This window comes from Bradyrhizobium sp. RP6 (genome assembly GCF_003837805.1).
Classification (GTDB): Bacteria; Pseudomonadota; Alphaproteobacteria; order Rhizobiales; family Xanthobacteraceae; genus Bradyrhizobium.
Genome location: NZ_RQIT01000004.1, coordinates 250947 through 267274 on the forward strand (window position 1 = coordinate 250947; position 16328 = coordinate 267274).

Sequence of the window (16328 nt, forward strand, 5' to 3'; positions counted from 1 at the left end):
ATCGCCCCGGAATGACGGAGAACCAAATCAGAAAAACGCCTGAATGCCCGTGATCGCGCGGCCCAGGATCAGGGCGTGGACGTCGTGGGTGCCCTCGTAGGTGTTGACCGTCTCGAGATTATGGACGTGGCGCATCACGTGATATTCGATCGAGATGCCGTTGCCGCCGTGCATGTCGCGGGCGGTGCGGGCGATGTCGAGGGCCTTGCCGCAATTGTTGCGCTTCATGATCGAGATCATCTCGGGCGCGAACTTGCCCTCATCCATCAGGCGGCCGACGCGAAGCGAGCCCTGAAGGCCGAGCGCGATCTCGGTCTCCATGTCGGCGAGCTTCTTCTGCACGAGCTGGGTCGCGGCGAGCGGCTTGCCGAACTGCTTGCGATCGAGCGTGTACTGGCGGGCGCGATGCATGCAGTCCTCGGCGGCACCAAGCGCACCCCAGGAGATGCCGTAACGGGCGCGGTTGAGGCAGCCGAACGGGCCCTTCAGGCCGGAGACATTGGGCAGCAGGGCGTCTTCCGGAACCACGACGCCGTCCATCACGACCTCGCCGGTGATCGAGGCGCGCAAGGACAGCTTGCCGCCGATCTTCGGAGCGGAGAGGCCCTTCATGCCCTTCTCCAGCACGAAACCGCGGATCTGGTTGTCGTGCGCGGCCGACTTGGCCCACACCACGAACACGTCGGCGATCGGCGCGTTCGAGATCCACATCTTGCTGCCGGTGAGGCGATAGCCGTCCGAAACCTTCTCCGCACGGGTTTTCATGCCGGCCGGATCGGAGCCGGCGTCAGGCTCCGTCAGGCCGAAGCAGCCGACCCACTCGCCGCTGGCGAGCTTCGGCAGGTACTTCTTGCGCTGGTTCTCGTCGCCATAGGCGTAGATCGGGTACATTACCAGCGAGGACTGCACCGAGTTCATCGAGCGATAACCGGAATCGACCCGCTCGATCTCGCGCGCGACGAGGCCATAGGCGACGTAGCTCGCATTGGCGCAGCCATATTCCTCCGGCAGCGTGATGCCGATCAGGCCGAGCTCGCCCATCTCGTTGAAGATCTCGCGGTCGGTCTTCTCTTCGAGATAGGCCTTGGAGACCCGCGGCAGCAGCTTGTCCTGGGCGTAGGCGCGGGCGGTGTCGCGCACCATGCGCTCGTCTTCGGTCAGCTGCTCGTCGAGCAGGAACGGATCGTCCCACTGGAAAGAAGCCGCAGCCGGCTTGTCCTTGGCCTGAGGGCGCACGCTCATGAAACGTCCTTTCGCGTCTGGTTCCGTCGATAATTGCCCGACAAACTAAAGCGCCGCGGCAACAAGTTCAATTGCATCCTGGTTTCCGGCTTGCGCCACGGCGTGAGCCTGGAAACGTTGTGGTCAGCTTTCGAGCTGCTCGTTGGCGACGATCTCGATGCCGAAGCCCGACAAACCCTTGTAGTCGTGCACCGAGGAGGTGAGATGCCGGATCGACGTGACGCCGAGATCGCGCAGGATCTGCGCGCCGACGCCAACCTCGCGCCACTGCCGGTTGCGGTCGGCTTCCGTCAATGACTCGTCCGGCAGCGGCGCCACGGGGACACCGGCCGCGCCATCGCGCAAGTAAACCAGCACGCCACGGCCCGATTTCTTGAAATGCTCGAGCACGACGGCCATGCGCTTGTGACCGGTGAAGGTATCCTTGACGATGTTCGGCTTGTGGAAGCGCGTCAGCACGTTCTTGCCGTCGCCGACGCCGTTATAGACGAAGGCGACGTGAGCGATGGAATCGAACGGCGAGCGGTAGGCATAGCCCTGCAAGGGACCAATCGGACTCTCGGTGACGAAGGTCGAGACCCGCTCGATCAGTTTTTCGCGCGCCTGGCGGTAGGCGATCATATCCGCGATGGTCACGTGCTTGAGCTTGTGCTGGGCGGCGAAGCGCGCCACCTGCTCGCCCTTCATCACACTGCCGTCGTCGTTCATCAACTCGCTGATGACGCCGACCGGGGGCAGGCCCGAAAGCTTGCAGAGATCGACCGCGGCCTCGGTATGGCCGGAGCGCAAAAGCACGCCGCCGTCCTTGGCGATCAGCGGGAAGATGTGGCCGGGCCGGGCGAAGTCGTTGGCACCGACATTGGGATTGGCGAGCGCGCGGCAGCACGAGGCGCGCTCCTCGGCGGAGATGCCGGTGCCGCCATCGGGCTTGTAGTCGATCGAGACCGTGAACGCGGTGGTGTGCGCGGAATCGTTGTGCGCGACCATCGGGTCGAGCCGCAGACGGCGCGCGTCCTCGGTCGTCACGGGCGCGCAGACGATGCCGGAGGTATGGCGGATGATGAAGGCCATCTTCTCGGCGGTGCAGAGCGAGGCTGCGACGATCAGATCGCCCTCGCCCTCACGATCCTCGTCGTCGGTGACGACGACGAGCTCACCCCGGGCAAAGGCCTGCAAGACTTCCTGGACGGTATCGGGCATTCCCAATCTCTATCGGTTATGGGCCGGAGGCTTAACCGGACGCCTTAGCTGGACTTGGCCCGGGACGCTAGTGTCCTGGACGCAACCGCATATGCCCGGGGCAGGCCTGTCCCAAGCGGTTTTCAGGCTTGCACCGAAGATACCAGGGATATAGGCGCACACGGCCCGCAAGGAAGGCGGCCGGACGCCGTCAGGGCAGCACCTCGCGCCGCTCACCGAGCCGCAGATCGAGCTCGGCACGCTTGTCGGCGAGCAGGCCGGCCTGGGCGGCTTCGATCACGGTAAACAGCTCATGGGCATCGCTGAGCCGGGTCACGGTGACATAGCTGGCCCCGGCCTCGTAGAGCGCGCCGACATCGGCCAGGAGGTCGGCCGTGGCGACGATCAGCGCGGTCGGATTGAGCGCGCGGACGTGGCGGACCAGCTTCTCGTTGGTGGCGCCCTTCAGCAGCGAATCCGGCACGCTGAGGATGATCATCTCGGATTTGCCGATGCCGGCGTGGAGCAGCGTATCGACATTGCTGATGTCGCCATAGATCACATGCAAGCCGCGCGAAAGCAGGGTCTGGTACACATTTGGGTTGAAATCGACCACGGTGATCTGCTCCAGCAACACCGGCGTCTGCCGTTCGATCTCCGCCAGAAGCGCGCTCGCCGCACGGAAAAAGCCGAGGATGACGATACGGCGGGCTTCGCCATGGCCGCCCCCGTGCTCCTCGGCATGGCCGTTGCCATGGTCGAGGTCGCGCAGGCCGATCCGCTTCAAGGGGCCGATCGCCCAGCGGGTGATCTCGTCGCTGCGGGTCATCACGAAGGTCGAGAGCACCGCCAGCACCACGAAGGCGAAGGAGGTGGCATTTGCCGTCTCCGCTGCGATATGGTGGTCGGCGACACCGGTCTGGATCACCACAAGCGAGAACTCGGAGATCTGCGCGAGGTTCAGCGCCGGCAACAGGCTGGCGCGCAAGCCCTGCTTCATCAGATAGAGCGGCGTGGACGTGGTGACGAGGCGGCTCACCACCGTGAACCCCGCGATCATCAGGGCAAGGCCAATCACCGATAGGCCGGGCACGGGGATGGTCATGCCCAGCGCAACGAAGAACAGCGTGATGAAGAAGTCGCGCAGCGTGGTGACCTTGGCGGTCACGTCGAGCGCGTAAGGGAAGGTCGAGAGCGAGACGCCGGCAATCAGCGCGCCCATTTCGCGCGACAGCGAGAGCCGCTCGGCAGTCTCGGCGACGAGAAAGCACCAGGCGAGCGCTCCGAGCAGGATCAGCTCGGGCCGCCGGGCGATCTGGTGGAACAGGCGCGGCAGTACGTAGCGGCTGACCAGAAGCGCGGCAGCGACCAGCACCGCGACGCGGCCGATCGAGAGCAGGATGACGCTGACCTGCAGATTGGCTAGGCTCGGCTGCACCGCCAGGAACAGGATCGCGAAGATGTCCTGGAGCACCAGGATGCCGAGGGTGATGCGGCCCGGCAGCGTATCGAGCTCGCGTTTCTCGTAGAGCACCTTGACGATGATGACGGTGCTCGACAGCGCGCAAGCGACACAGAGATAGACCACATCGAAATGCCCGCCGCCAAGCGACAGGCCGATGCCGACGAAGAACAGAGCTCCGAGCAGACAGCCGCCGAGCAGCTGGCTGCCCGCCGCGAACAGGATCACCCGCCCTGCCCGCACGATCTTCTTCAGGTCGATCTCGAGCCCGATCATGAACAGCATGAAGATCAGGCCAAGCTCTGAGATGACGCTGATCGATTCCTGCGAATGGACCCAGCCGGCGCCGAATGGACCTATGCAGAAGCCGGCGATAAGGTAGGCCAGGATCAGCGGTTGCCGGGAGAAATGGGCGAGCAGGCCCAGCATCCAGGCAAACAGGATAGAAAGAGTGATGTCGCGAATGAGCTCGTGCATGCCAAATTGGTCCGTTTTGCCGCACCCTAGAAGCGGGTTGCGGTGCGGCAAGCGAGCAATTCGTCACATGCGCAGAGGGCTCGTCGCAGCCATGCTGCTAGGTCCCCTCGCCTTTGCCGTGCCCGCCGCCGCGCAATCCAAGGTCAATATCGAACGAAGCTTTGCCGATTCGCTCACCGCGCTGCCGAAGGAGGATCTCGCCGTTTCCGGGGGGTTCTACGTGCCCGCCTATTCCAGCGTCGCGATGAGCCAGGGCAAGCTGCGTGTCGACTTCTCGGTGACGTTGAACGTGCACAACGCCTCCGAGACCCAGCCGCTGGTCGTCAAACGCATCGCCTATTTCGACACCGCAGGCAAGCAGGTTGAGAGCTATCTGAAGGCGCCGGTGGCGTTGAAACCGCTCGCCACCGTCTCGATCTTCATTCCGACCGATGACGTGCGCGGCGGGACCGGGGCCAACTTCCTCGTCGACTGGGCCGCCACGGGCGAGATCGCCGAGCCGGTGATCGAGGCCCTGATGGTTGGCGGCATCGCCAATGCGCATTACGCTTTCATCAGCCAGGGCCGTCCGACCAGGACGGCCGGCACGAGGTAAGGCGACCGGTGCAAAGCCGACGCTCAACAAAAACAAAACGAGGAACGCTCCCATGACGTCCAGCTTCGATTTCGCGCCCCTGTTTCCGGCAGGGCTGCCGGCCCCCTCTGCGCGCTGGGCGGGTCTTGCCAAGTACAGCTTCGTCGGCGGCAACAACGATTCCGAACAGGTGCCGCTCGACGAGCTGATCGAAGCGGCCGACACGGTGCTGCGGCGCGAGGGCCGCTCCCTCGCCACTTACGGACTGGCGCATGGTCCGCAGGGCTACCTGTCCCTGCGCGAATTCCTGGTGTCGAAACTTAAGCGCGATGCCGGCATCAGCTGCACGGTCGACGACCTCCTGATCGTCTCCGGCTCGCTGCAGGCGCTCGATCTCGTCAACGCCACACTGCTGGCGCGCGGCGACACCGTCATATTCGAGCAGGACAGCTATCAGGGGTCGTTGAACCGCCTAGCGCGGCTCGGCGTCAACGTCGTCGGCATTCCCCTCGACCAGGACGGCATGCGCATGGACGCGCTGGCAACGACGCTGGCCGACCTGAAGAGCCGCGGCATCCGCCCGAAATACATCTACACCATTCCGACGGTGCAGAACCCGACCGGCACCGTCATGCCCGAGAGCCGCCGCGCCGAACTCGTCCGGCTCGCGATGGAGTATGGTGTGCCCATCTTCGAGGACGATTGCTATGCGGACCTCGTCTGGTCGGGCCAGCGCCCGCCGGCGATCTACGCGATGAGCGAGAGCGGCGGCGTGATCCATATCGGCTCGTTCTCGAAGTCGATTGCGCCGGCGCTGCGCGTCGGCTTCGTCGTCGCGCCCTGGGACGTGATGTCGCGAATGCTGGCGCTGAAGACGGATGCTGGGTCCGGCGCGCTGGAGCAGATGGTGCTGGCGACCTATTGCAAGCCGCATTTTTCGACCCATGTGCCGGCCTTGACGAAGGCGCTGCGCACCAAGCTCGACACGCTGATGGAGGCGCTCAACGAGCAGTTCGGGACGGCCGCCGAATTCGAGGAGCCGAAGGGCGGCATCTTCCTCTGGGTGAAGCTGCCCGACCAAGTCGATACGCTGAAACTGTATCAGGCGGCGCTCGCCGCCGGCGTCTCGATCAATCCGGGACCGGAATGGTCGACCAACAAGAGCCATTCCAGCTCGCGGCTCAGGTTGTGCTTCGCCAGCCCCACGCATCAGCAGATCCGGGAAGGCGTCGCCCTGCTGGCCGAGGTCTGCCGCAAGGAATTCGGGGTGCCGGCCCGCAGCGCCAATGTGGAGAAGCGGGCCTAGATGAGGCGGGCGGCGCGCATCCTCGCCTGATTAGCGGAATCGCGTTCGCTCTCGTCCTGGTGGTTGCCTGGTCGGTGGACGCGACGCGGTCTTCCAGACCCATTGACCCGGCGAGAGCGCTTATGCCACGCCGAGAAATCACGCTCTGTCAGGCCACCTGTGGCTGACTGCCGTGAATCGCGGAGGCCAGCCGCAGCAACAGGACGATCGAGACGTTGCCTTTGCCGGCCTCGATTTGGGCGATATAGCGCTCGGAAATCCCGGAGCGACGGGCGAGCTCCCGGCGCGACAGGTCGCAGCGCATGCGCGAGGACCGCAAGCGATCGCCCAGCTCGGTCAGAAACGCGGCCTCGGAATAAGGCGGTACGGCACAGCTCCCCGGCAGCACCTCGCCCGCAAAATCCATGACTTGATTCAGCATTGCTCTATCCACGTTCGCCTTCGGGAATGCCATCCTACCCTCCAAATGCGCTGCCTCATTGACGCGGATCAAATTCGCGAGCGATCTGCGGCCGCCGTGGAACGGCCGCGAGCGCGATGCTACAGTTTAGAAGTCTTCGAGGCGGGGTTTTTTCAGGACATGATGCGTTGTTTGAACCGCTGGATCGCGGCTGTGGTGCTGTGGGTTGCGTTTACCTCCGTGGCCGGTGCCGAGACGCTGGCCGCGACAGTCGAGCAATGGGGCCTGCTCGGCTCATGGGCGGTCGACTGCGCCGCTCGGCCCGACCGCGACAAGGGTGCGCTCCTGACTTACGAAATCAGGAAAGATGGCCGGGTGATGTACCGGCGCGATTTCGGCGAAGCCAAAGACGAGAACGAGGTGGTGTCGGCCACAGTCGATGCCGAGGGCCTGCTCGACTTGATGGTGTTCTTCCCCTCGCTGCGTCAGACGCGTGAATTCGGACTTCTGTTGCAGAAGGACGGAAGCCTGCGCGCGATCTACAATCGCAGCGAGCGCGGCGAGTATACGATCAGGGACGGCAAATACGTCGCCACTGGCGCACCAACGCCCGCGCAGCAACGCTGCGATTAGCTGCACCTGAACATCCATTCAGAATTCTCTTCCTGTTGCTCCGGAACGTTCGCGGTTATCTGCGGTTTAGATGTGCATTCGTTTGGAGGAGAACATCATGAAGAAGCTTGGTTATGTGGTTGCAGCTCTCGGTGCGCTCGTGATCGCGGCGCCGACGCTGGCGAGCGCAGAGACGGTGGTGATCAAGCGCGGTCATCATCATCACGGTCCGTACGGCGCCCGCGCTGAATATCGTATGCACCATCATGACCGCGGCTGGCACCGCCACCATCGCGGAGACCGCGTGGTCGTGATCAAGCGCAGCCACCGCCACCACCACTGGGATTAATGAGCGACGCGATGTGGACATGGCCCCTCACGGGGCCATTTCTGTTGCCTAAAGCGCGATGCGATTAGGATGAAACGTCAACGCGCTTTAAGTCGCTGTTTACGCATGATCTTTTCGGAGAACCGCTGCGCACTTCTCAGGATCATGCTTTAGGCACTCGAGCTAATCCCACGCCGGTGCGAAGCCGGGATTGACGCAGCGTCTGTCCTTCGACAGCGCGGCGATTTTCTTGCGGTCGGAATCATCGAGCGCGATCTTGAGCGCGTCGAGATTGGCCTGTTGGCTCTCGCGGCGCGAGGCCTTCGGGATCGCGGCGACGCCGTCCTGGTCGAGCAGCCATTTCAACGCGACCTGCGCGGCGGTCGCGCCGTGCCTGGCGCCGATCTCGGCCAGCACCGGATCCGAGGCGATGCGCCCCTGCGCCAAAGGACAATAAGCGACGAGCGGGATCGACTTGGCCCGGAGATAGGCCAGCACCTTCGATTGATCGAGCATGGCGTGATACTCTATCTGGTTGCAGGCGATCGGCGCCTTGATGTCCTCGACCGCGATTTTGAGCAGTGCCGTTGTGAAATTGGCGCCGCCAATGGCTCGCGCGCGCCCCTCCTCCTTGAGCTTCATCAGAGTCTCGAACACCGCGCCCCAGTTCGCAGCCTTCGATGGCCAATGCACGAGATAAAGATCGACATGGTCGAGCCTGAGCTTCTTCAGGCTGGCATCGAAGGCACGCCGGATCGCGTCAGGGGCGAGGTTCTCGTGCCAGACTTTTGTGGTGACGTGCAGCTCGCCTCGCGGCGGGACGACGCGATGGCCGAGCCGATCGGCTCCTCATTGGCATACATCTCGGCAGTATCGAGGTGGCGATAGCCGATCGACAGCGCGCTCTCGACTGCGGCGCGGCAGGCATCGCCCTGCATGCGGAAGGTACCGAGGCCGAGCTTGGGGAAGCTGATGCCCTGTGTTTTCAGATGGTCCATGAAACAGGCTCCTGAGATATCGCAGCCACCGATGCGCGCAGCAATGCCGCGTGAGCAGACTCTTCGGTGATGGAAAAGAGGCGGCGAGAGTAGCGACTATATAGCGCGCGAGCGGCTGGCCAGCCAATCATCAAGATCGGGTTCGCGGCTAGGAATGCTGCGCCACCACGGCCGGACGCCCCTGCGGCTGCGGCACGATGTCGACCGACCAGAGGTCCCGATTGTCCACATCCTTCAAGGTCACGGTCATCACACCGCTGCGGCCATCGATGTCGACCCTTCCGAAGAACTGCAGTCCGAAACATGGCGCGAGGTTCTCGCCCTGCGCTGCGCTGCAGCCCTGCTGATACATCGCGACCGGGCCAAAGGTGTCGTCGAGCTCGCCAGGCCCCCAGCTGCCGGCATGCAACGGACCGGAGACGAACTCCCAGAACGGCTCGAAATCCTGGAATCGCGCCTTGTTCGGATCATAGTAATGCGCGGCGGTGTAGTGCATGTCGGCGGTGAGCCAGACCACGTTGCGGATGCCGGCGCGCTTGATGGAGGAGAGCATGTCGGCGATCTCGTGCTCGCGCCGGTCGGGCAGACCATCGCCGAGCGCGACGGCATCCAGGCTGATCAGACCGATCGGCAGATCAGCCGCGATCACCTTCCAGGTCGCGCGCGAGGCGACGAACTCGCGCTTCAGCCAGGCGAGCTGCTCGGCGCCCAGGATCCAGCCGCGGTGATCATCGCCTTTGTTCCAGCTCTCATCGCGGTAGCTGCGCATGTCGACCATGAAGACGTCCAGCAGCGGACCGTAGGCGATCTTGCGATAGACGCGTCCTTTTCGCGCGCCGATGTCGCGGATCGGCATGAAGTCGAAGAAGGCGCGGCGGGCGCGCGCGACCAGGCGCGGGGTGCCATCGTCCTCGTAACCGGCATCGTCATAGCTTCCGATCGGCGACCAGTCATTGGTGACCTCGTGATCGTCCCATTGCGCAAACATCGGCACCTCCGCGTGGAAGGCGCGGAAGTGCTCATCGAGGTGGTTGTACTTGTAGTTGCCGCGGAACTGCGCCAACGTGTGCGCGACTTCGGACTTTTCCTCGGTCACGACGTTGCGCCAGGTCTCACCGTTCGGCAGTTTCAACTCGGATGGAATCGGGCAGTCGGCATAGATATGATCGCCGGAATGGATGAAGAAATCCGGACGGTTGTCGAGCATGGTTCGATAGCTGCGATAGCCGCCGCGGGCGGTGTCGATGCCCCAGCCCTGCCCCGCGGTATCGCCGGACCACAGGAACGAGATCGACTGGCCAGCTGCCGGCGCGGTACGGAAATGGCCGATGCGGCTTTCACCGGCGAGACCAGTGGCAATGTCGTCGAAGCGCACGCGGTAGAAGATATCCTGGCCCGGTGGCAGATCGGTCAGCAGCAGTTTTGAGGTGAGATCTGCGTCGGGCAGTGCATCGCCGGAGGCCGATGCGATGATCGTTTTGAAGCTCTCGACGGTCGAGCACTCCACCAGCATCCGCGCCGGCCGGTCGGCGCGGGCCCAGATCACGGCCGAGCCGTGAGAGACGTCGCCGGACTGGATCCCGCCCGCGATCTGCGGGCGGTCGGCGGCACGACTGATGGAGGGCTTCGCAAGCGAGGCGATGGCGAGGCTGGAGGCGGAGCGGACCAGGAACTGCCGCCGGGTCCATGCGCGGGAGGCGCGGAGCGTTGCCATTCAGGAGACCTTCGTCGAATCGCGACGGAAGGTGCCTGCGCTCCTTGACTTCCAGCTTACGGTTTCTTGACTCCGCGCCTACGGTTTTGCGACGCAGGGATGACGACTTGGTCCTCGAGACTAGCGCTTCCAGTTGCAGATGCCGCCGGAGCGGCATGGCCAGGTCTGGATGCGTGTGTCCATCGCCTGCGCGTCGAGCGGATTGCTGTGGCGGCGCGCAAGCTTGGCGCGCGCCGCGCCGCGCGATTGTGCGCTCCTGGCATGCACGGCCTTCGGCTCGGCCACGCGGACGCGTTCGGCAGCAACCTTCTTCGGCACGTCGACGGGCTCAGCGCGAGCCCGCGCGTCGTTGCCGCCGCGCGCTTCGAGTGCGACCGGTGCGAACCGCGTCTCCGGCCCGAGACGTTTCGGCGACAGAACGGCTTTGGAGAGATCGAGGCCGAGATATTCGTCAGGCTTGTAGTCGTCGGCGCGCGCAATGCCGCCCCCCACGATCACGAGGGCAAGAGCAATTGCGAAGGGAACGCTTTTCAGGACCACGGGCGCCTCCTGAAATTGATTTATTAAAGGGGTAATTTACCCCTATTTAGGAGGCGTCACGCGCAATTCCAGCGGCCAAGTGCCGCCGTGGTTAAGAAGTTTGACGGTGTCAGGCGACCTTTCGTGTCGCTCCCGTCCCGTCCAGGAACCCCATCAGACGGCTGCGGATGATGGTCTCCGCCTCCGCCATGATGCGATCGATCAGTTCCTTGCAGGATGGGATGTCGTGGATCAGGCCTGCGACCATGCCGCAGCTCCAGGCACCGGCGTCCATCTGGCCGTCCAGCATGATCCGAGGATAGACGCCCGCGACCTGGTCGTGGATGTCGTCGATCGTGAGCTTGTCGCCCTTCTCGCGCTCGATCTCGAGCAGGCGGTCGACATTGGCGTTCTTCAGCACGCGCTCGGTGTTGCGCAGGCTCCGCATGATCAGGCGGGTGTCGAGCTCGGTCGCAGCAACGAGTGCATTCTTCACGTTCTCATGCACCGGTGCTTCCCTGGTGGCGATGAAGCGCGTGCCCATGTTCATGCCCGCCGCGCCGAGCGACAGCGCCGCGACAAGGCTACGCCCATCGGCCATGCCGCCGGAGGCGACGAACGGGATCTTCAACTCCTCCGCCGCCCGCGGCAGCAGGATCATGTTGGGAATGTCGTCCTCGCCGGGATGTCCGCCACATTCAAAGCCGTCGACGCTGACGGCATCGCAGCCGATGCGTTCCGCTTTCAGGGAGTGGCGCACCGAGGTGCATTTGTGGATGACCTTGATGCCGGCGGCTTTCAGCGCCGGCATGTATGCTTCCGGGCTGCGGCCTGCGGTCTCCACCGCCTTGACGCCACCTTCGACAATGGCCGCAATGTATTCGGGATAGGGCGGCGCCGAGAAGGTCGGCAGGAAGGTGAGGTTCACGCCGAACGGCTTGTCGGTCATGTCGCGGCAGCGCGCAATCTCCTTGGCGAGCAATTCCGGAGTCTTCTGCGTGAGACCGGTGATGATGCCGAGCCCGCCGGCATTGGAGACGGCGGCGGCCAGTTCGGCAAAGCCGACGAAATGCATGCCGCCCTGAATGATGGGGTGCTCGATGCCGAACAGTTCGGTGATCGCGGTCTTCACTCAAGTACCTCCCGGAATTTGTTTGATGTTGAGATCAGTCTAGCCGGAGTATTGCGCAGCGGTCACCATTTCTCTCCGAACGGGCGGATCTCCATCTCGAAGGTCCAGGCGCTCTTCGGCTGCTGGTAGAGCTGCCAATAGGCATTCGCGACAGAGGACGGCGGCATCAGGAGGTCGGGATTGTCCAGAGCATTCGGCCCGAGCGCCTCGAGCCGGCGCTGCCGCACCCATTCGGTATCGACCCCGGAATCGATGATGAGATGGGCGACGTGGATGTTCTTCGGCCCGAGTTCGCGCGCCATCGCCTGCGCCACCGCGCGCAAGCCGAACTTGGCGCTGGCAAAGGCGGCAAAACCACTACCGCCGCGCAAGGAGGCGGTGGCGCCAGTGAAGAAGATGTTGCCGCCGCCGCGTGACAACATCAACCGTGCCGCCTCGCGCCCCGCAAGGAAGCCGGAATAGCAGGCCATCTCCCAGACCTTGCGAAACACGCGCTCGGTAGTGTCGAGGATCGGAAAATTGACGTTGGCGCCCACATTGAAGATGCAGACTTCCAGCGGCGCGTGCTTGTCGGCATCATTGAGGAAGGCGATGACTTCATCCTCCTTTCGCGCATCGAGCGAGCGCGCATGGATGTCACCGCCGGCAGCTTCGATATCTTGCACCAACGGCGCGAGCTTGTCCCCATTGCGGCGGCCGGCGAAGATCGAGAACCCTTCGGCGGCAAACTTCTTGGCGATCTCGGAGCCGATGAAATCCCCGGCCCCGATGACAGCCGCGGTGGCGTTTCGCTTGGGCAAGATCGCCTCCTCCCGTTTGAGCCGCTATAGGCGTGCGGCGGGCAGTGTGCCCGAGACTATAGTTCTGAAATAGAACTGTCAAACCCAGATGAAGAGTGGTAGCGTTGCTACGAAATTGCGCCGACTATTCAAGTTAGTTCCTTTTTCAGACTGACTGTCGCTGGAGACCGCATCATGAAATGGGACACACTGGACGAAGAGCCCTGCTCGCTCTCCCGCACCATCGCCGTTGTCGGCGACCGCTGGACGCTTCTGATCCTGCGCGAGTGCTTCTTGCGGGTGCGCCGGTTCGAGGCGTTCCAGTCTTCACTCCAGATCACACGTCATCTGCTCTCCGAGCGGCTGAAGAAGCTGGTCCGCTTCGGCATCCTGCGCCGCGTCCCCTATTCCCAGGCGCCGAAGCGCTACGAATACATCCTCACTGAGAAGGGGCTCGACCTCTACCCGGTCATCATGGCGATGGTGCATTGGGGCGACGCCCATATGGGCGACGAGCGCGGCCGCCCGCTGCTGCACGAGCACAAGATTTGCGGCATGCTGTTCGATCCCGTGATGGTATGCTCAGAATGCGGCGAGCCGCTGCACGCCAAGCAGGTACATGTGCATGCGGGGCCGGGCGGCAAGAAAGCGGTGGGGTCAGTGGCAGCATCTTCGTGATCGAAGCTCGCCACCTGCAACAGCAACGCAATCAATGCCCCCGCGCCGGCCCGCCCAGCTTGATCGGGCGAAGCACCGCCGCCGTGGGGATCATCAGCACCGCTATGATCGCCAGCGTCCAGAACACGTCGATATAGGCGAGCAAATCGACCTGCTGTTGCAAGGTGCGACCGACCCACGCAACGGCCTGTGACGCTGCATCGCTCGCATTTGAGCCTTGCGCCTGGAAGTACCGCGTCATGGTGTCGATGGTCTGCTGATAACCGAGATCGGAGGGCGCGGCGTGTTCCACCAGTCGGCTCTGGTGGAATTGCTGCCGCTGCGCCAAGATCGTTTGCGCCAGCGCAACACCCATGGATCCCCCGATATTGCGGGCGACATTGATCAGGGCGGAGGCCTGGTTGGTCTTGTCCGGCGGAACGCCATCGTACGAGGCGGTCGTCACCGGCAGGAACAGGAACGGCAGACCGAGCGCCAGGAAGATGCGCGACAGCGCTGCATAGCCATAGGTGATGTCGCCGGTAAGCCCGGTGAGATGCCACATCGAGAGCGCGACGATCGCCGCGCCGAACATGATGAGATATTTCGGCTGCACCGTAGCGACGAGGCGGCCGACCACCGGCATCAGCACGAGGGTCGCGATGCCGCCCGGCGACAGCGCGAGGCCGGCCAGCATGGCGGTGTAGTTCAACTCGGCCTGGAGCAGCTGCGGCAAGAGCTGCGTGGTCGAGATCAGCACGGCCCCGGTGGCCAGCATCACCAGGAAGCAGGCGGCGAACTGGCGGCGGCCGAGCAGGCGCAAGTCGACAATGGGATCCTCCCGCGTCAGCTCCCATGGGATCAGCGCGAGCAGGCAGATCGCGGCCAGCAGCGCGAAGATGATGATCATGTTCGAGCCGAACCAGTCGTTGCGCTGCCCCTCATCGAGCACGAATTCCAGCGAGCCCAGTCCGATCGCAACCAGCAGAAAGCCAATATAGTCGACGCGTAGGCCCTTGCTGAGCAGCTTCGTCCTCTCCTCCTCCGCGCCTGACGGCTCTTTGACTAGCGTGCCGACCAGGAACAGCGACAGCAGGCCCATCGGCACGTTGATCAGAAATACCCAGTGCCAGGTATAGGTGTCGGTGATCCAGCCGCCGAGCGTCGGACCGATCACCGGCGCGACCACGACGGCGACGCCGTAGATGGCGAAAGCCTGGCCGCGCTTATGCGGCGGGAAGGAGTCGGCGAGGATCGCCTGCTCGCTCGTCGCCATGCCGCCGCCGCCGAGGCCTTGAAGAATGCGGAACAGCACAAGCGACTGCAGATTCCACGCGAAGCCACACAGCAACGAGGCAAATGTGAAGGTCGCGACGCACATCATGTAAAAACGCTTGCGGCCGATCACGGTCGAGAGCCAGCCCGAGATCGACAGCACGATGGCGTTGGCGACGAGATAGCTGGTGATGACGTAGGTGCTCTCGTCGATGCCGACCGCGAGGCTGCCTGCGATGTGACGCAGCGCGACGTTGGCAATGGTGGTGTCGAGCACCTCCATGAAGGTCGCGATCGAGACCACGAAGGCAATCAAATAGGGATTGTGCCCGCCGGCCGCCGAGCGCTCAGGCGACCAGCCGCCCGCTGACGCGCCGCCTTGCGCTGTGTCCGTCATCTCACTCTGGTCCAGGGCACGACCGACATGCCTGGGCCAACCGGCAGGCCGGCCGGCCAGCTGTCGACCACGATCTTCACCGGCACGCGTTGCACCACCTTGACGTAGTTGCCGGTCGCGTTCTCCGCCGGCAGCAGACTGAAGGCGGTGCCGGAACCCGGCTGCACCGAATCGACGTGGCCGGTGAGCTTGCGGCCGGGATAGGCATCGATGCGGATCTCGACCGGCTGGCCCGGACGCATGTCGCTCAGCTGCGTCTCCTTGTAGTTCGCGACGATCCAGACCTCGTCGGGGACGAACATCATCAGGCTCTGTCCCGCCGTGACGAACGTGCCCTTGGCGCCAGAGAGCTTGACGACGCGACCGGACTGGGCGGCGACGACGCTGGTGTATTGCAGGTTCAGCTTGGCCTGATCGAGCTGTGCCTGCGCCTGCCCGAGCTGCGCCTTGGCGCCTTCGAGCTGGGCCTGCAGCGTCTTGATGCCCAGTTGCGCCGATGTCACGGCCGTCCTGGCGCGTTCGGTGTTGGCCTGCTGCGCCTGAAGATCCGAGCGGGTCTGCTGCTGGCGCTGCACGGTGCCGGCGCCCTTCTCGACCAGATCCTGGGCACGCGTGAATTCCTCCTGCGCGAATTGAAGCTGAGCCTGGGCCTGCTCGAGCTGGGCCTCGGCCTGCTTGATCTGCTCCTGCTGCGACTCGATCTGCGCCTCGACATTGGCGATGTTCGCCTTGGCGCTGGCGACCTGCGCGTCGGCCTGATCGATGGCGACGCGATAATCGCGGTCGTCGATCTTGGCGAGGAGATCGCCGGAATTGACGTGCTGGTTGTCGGTGACCGGAATGTCGGTCACATAGCCGCCGACCTTCGAGGCGACCGAGAAGCTTCGCGCCGCGATGAAAGCATCGTCGGTCGATTCATAGTGTCGGACCTCGAGCCAGTAGAGCAGGCCGCCGACGAGCGCGGCGATCAGAACGACGGCACCTGCGGTTGCGAGCAGCCAATGCTCACGAAGCCGCTCTCCCGCCGACGGTAGTTTGTGCGACTGGCCGTCGGCGCTGCGGGTCGGATCAGCCGGCGCATTTGGAGCCTGCTTCGCCCTCTGCGGCTGCTCCGCGGACGGCCTATGCCCCCGTGTCTGAGCATCCACGGCCAACAACCTTTCTCTGGATTGAGCTGACGCCAGAACGCTTTGGGGTACGTCTTGTGCGTCGCCGGCCCAACTTCGGCGCCGACACTTGGTTCAGCCCTGCCAACGCGCCGCGATCATTCGTGATCG

General features: G+C 63.9%; 15 protein-coding genes and 1 pseudogene. 5 read left to right on the forward strand and 11 right to left on the reverse strand.

Features of this window, described 5'->3' with window-relative positions; all coding sequences use genetic code 11:
- Positions 1 to 27 precede the first annotated feature (27 nt).
- The 3 genes from EHH60_RS12120 to EHH60_RS12130 all read right to left on the reverse strand — a co-directional run bounded on the left by EHH60_RS12120 (position 28) and on the right by EHH60_RS12130 (position 4360).
- Positions 28 to 1242 carry an acyl-CoA dehydrogenase gene (locus EHH60_RS12120; protein WP_036004014.1) on the reverse strand — a complete coding sequence of 405 codons (1215 nt, stop codon included), beginning with the start codon at positions 1240 to 1242 and terminating at the stop codon, positions 28 to 30.
- 123 nt (positions 1243 to 1365) lie between these two features.
- Positions 1366 to 2442: a 3,4-dihydroxy-2-butanone-4-phosphate synthase gene (gene ribB, locus EHH60_RS12125; RefSeq protein ID WP_124159691.1), complete on the reverse strand. Its 1077-nt coding sequence runs from the start codon at positions 2440 to 2442 to the stop codon at positions 1366 to 1368.
- Positions 2443 to 2632: 190 nt separating this feature from the next.
- Positions 2633 to 4360: a cation:proton antiporter domain-containing protein gene (locus EHH60_RS12130; protein ID WP_124159692.1), complete on the reverse strand. Its 1728-nt coding sequence runs from the start codon at positions 4358 to 4360 to the stop codon at positions 2633 to 2635.
- Positions 4361 to 4427: 67 nt separating this feature from the next.
- Here EHH60_RS12130 and EHH60_RS12135 point away from each other — a divergent pair, with 67 nt between their 5' ends.
- Both EHH60_RS12135 and EHH60_RS12140 read left to right on the forward strand, forming a co-directional pair.
- Positions 4428 to 4955 carry a DUF3124 domain-containing protein gene (locus tag EHH60_RS12135; RefSeq protein WP_199751418.1) on the forward strand — a complete coding sequence of 176 codons (528 nt, stop codon included), beginning with the start codon at positions 4428 to 4430 and terminating at the stop codon, positions 4953 to 4955.
- Positions 4956 to 5007: 52 nt separating this feature from the next.
- Entirely contained in the window at positions 5008 to 6240 is a 1233-nt protein-coding gene (locus tag EHH60_RS12140) for an aminotransferase-like domain-containing protein (protein ID WP_124159694.1), read from the forward strand.
- A gap of 148 nt (positions 6241 to 6388) precedes the next feature.
- On the opposite strand, the gene EHH60_RS12145 is transcribed toward EHH60_RS12140, so the two are convergent.
- Positions 6389 to 6661 (reverse strand): helix-turn-helix domain-containing protein, encoded by a 273-nt coding sequence (locus tag EHH60_RS12145; protein WP_124159822.1) that lies wholly within the window; start codon positions 6659 to 6661, stop codon positions 6389 to 6391.
- Between the two features lie 159 nt (positions 6662 to 6820).
- Between EHH60_RS12145 and EHH60_RS12150 the strand changes: the two genes are divergently transcribed.
- Both EHH60_RS12150 and EHH60_RS12155 read left to right on the forward strand, forming a co-directional pair.
- The gene (locus EHH60_RS12150; protein ID WP_124159695.1) at positions 6821 to 7273 is read left to right on the forward strand and encodes a hypothetical protein; all 453 of its coding nucleotides are present in this window, start codon (positions 6821 to 6823) and stop codon (positions 7271 to 7273) included.
- A 97-nt stretch (positions 7274 to 7370) separates the two neighbouring features.
- Entirely contained in the window at positions 7371 to 7601 is a 231-nt protein-coding gene (locus EHH60_RS12155; RefSeq protein WP_124159696.1) for a hypothetical protein, read from the forward strand.
- 162 nt (positions 7602 to 7763) lie between these two features.
- Here the strand turns inward: EHH60_RS12155 and EHH60_RS12160 are convergent.
- The 5 genes and pseudogenes from EHH60_RS12160 to EHH60_RS12180 form a co-directional block, all read right to left on the reverse strand.
- A pseudogene (locus tag EHH60_RS12160) lies at positions 7764 to 8578 on the reverse strand (aldo/keto reductase).
- A 148-nt stretch (positions 8579 to 8726) separates the two neighbouring features.
- Positions 8727 to 10292, reverse strand: coding sequence for an alkaline phosphatase D family protein (locus EHH60_RS12165; protein ID WP_124159697.1), 1566 nt, complete (start codon positions 10290 to 10292; stop codon positions 8727 to 8729).
- 120 nt (positions 10293 to 10412) lie between these two features.
- Complete coding sequence (locus EHH60_RS12170; RefSeq protein WP_124159698.1) at positions 10413 to 10832, reverse strand: hypothetical protein; 420 nt, start codon at positions 10830 to 10832, stop codon at positions 10413 to 10415.
- Between the two features lie 109 nt (positions 10833 to 10941).
- Entirely contained in the window at positions 10942 to 11943 is a 1002-nt protein-coding gene (locus tag EHH60_RS12175) for an NAD(P)H-dependent flavin oxidoreductase (RefSeq protein WP_124159699.1), read from the reverse strand.
- A gap of 62 nt (positions 11944 to 12005) precedes the next feature.
- Positions 12006 to 12743, reverse strand: coding sequence for an SDR family oxidoreductase (locus EHH60_RS12180; RefSeq protein WP_124159700.1), 738 nt, complete (start codon positions 12741 to 12743; stop codon positions 12006 to 12008).
- A gap of 174 nt (positions 12744 to 12917) precedes the next feature.
- Here EHH60_RS12180 and EHH60_RS12185 point away from each other — a divergent pair, with 174 nt between their 5' ends.
- Positions 12918 to 13400: a winged helix-turn-helix transcriptional regulator gene (locus EHH60_RS12185; RefSeq protein WP_124159701.1), complete on the forward strand. Its 483-nt coding sequence runs from the start codon at positions 12918 to 12920 to the stop codon at positions 13398 to 13400.
- A 31-nt stretch (positions 13401 to 13431) separates the two neighbouring features.
- On the opposite strand, the gene EHH60_RS12190 is transcribed toward EHH60_RS12185, so the two are convergent.
- A complete protein-coding gene (locus EHH60_RS12190) occupies positions 13432 to 15051 on the reverse strand; it encodes a DHA2 family efflux MFS transporter permease subunit (RefSeq protein WP_124159702.1) in 1620 nt (539 codons plus the stop codon).
- Positions 15048 to 16199, reverse strand: a complete 1152-nt coding sequence (locus EHH60_RS12195) for an HlyD family secretion protein (protein WP_124159703.1) — start codon at positions 16197 to 16199, stop codon at positions 15048 to 15050. Before EHH60_RS12195 ends, EHH60_RS12190 begins: the two co-directional genes overlap by 4 nt.
- Between the last annotated feature and the right edge of the window lie 129 nt (positions 16200 to 16328).

Excerpts from the sequence above, each read along its gene's own strand:
- EHH60_RS12120 (WP_036004014.1), bottom strand. The coding sequence starts at position 1,242 with ATGAGCGTGCGCCCTCAGGCCAAGGACAAGCCGGCTGCGGCTTCTTTC.
- ribB (WP_124159691.1), bottom strand. The coding sequence starts at position 2,442 with ATGCCCGATACCGTCCAGGAAGTCTTGCAGGCCTTTGCCCGGGGTGAG.
- EHH60_RS12130 (WP_124159692.1), bottom strand. The coding sequence starts at position 4,360 with ATGCACGAGCTCATTCGCGACATCACTCTTTCTATCCTGTTTGCCTGG.
- EHH60_RS12135 (WP_199751418.1), top strand. The coding sequence starts at position 4,428 with ATGCGCAGAGGGCTCGTCGCAGCCATGCTGCTAGGTCCCCTCGCCTTT.
- EHH60_RS12140 (WP_124159694.1), top strand. The coding sequence starts at position 5,008 with ATGACGTCCAGCTTCGATTTCGCGCCCCTGTTTCCGGCAGGGCTGCCG.
- EHH60_RS12145 (WP_124159822.1), bottom strand. The coding sequence starts at position 6,661 with ATGCTGAATCAAGTCATGGATTTTGCGGGCGAGGTGCTGCCGGGGAGC.
- EHH60_RS12150 (WP_124159695.1), top strand. The coding sequence starts at position 6,821 with ATGATGCGTTGTTTGAACCGCTGGATCGCGGCTGTGGTGCTGTGGGTT.
- EHH60_RS12155 (WP_124159696.1), top strand. The coding sequence starts at position 7,371 with ATGAAGAAGCTTGGTTATGTGGTTGCAGCTCTCGGTGCGCTCGTGATC.
- EHH60_RS12165 (WP_124159697.1), bottom strand. The coding sequence starts at position 10,292 with ATGGCAACGCTCCGCGCCTCCCGCGCATGGACCCGGCGGCAGTTCCTG.
- EHH60_RS12185 (WP_124159701.1), top strand. The coding sequence starts at position 12,918 with ATGAAATGGGACACACTGGACGAAGAGCCCTGCTCGCTCTCCCGCACC.
- EHH60_RS12190 (WP_124159702.1), bottom strand. The coding sequence starts at position 15,051 with ATGACGGACACAGCGCAAGGCGGCGCGTCAGCGGGCGGCTGGTCGCCT.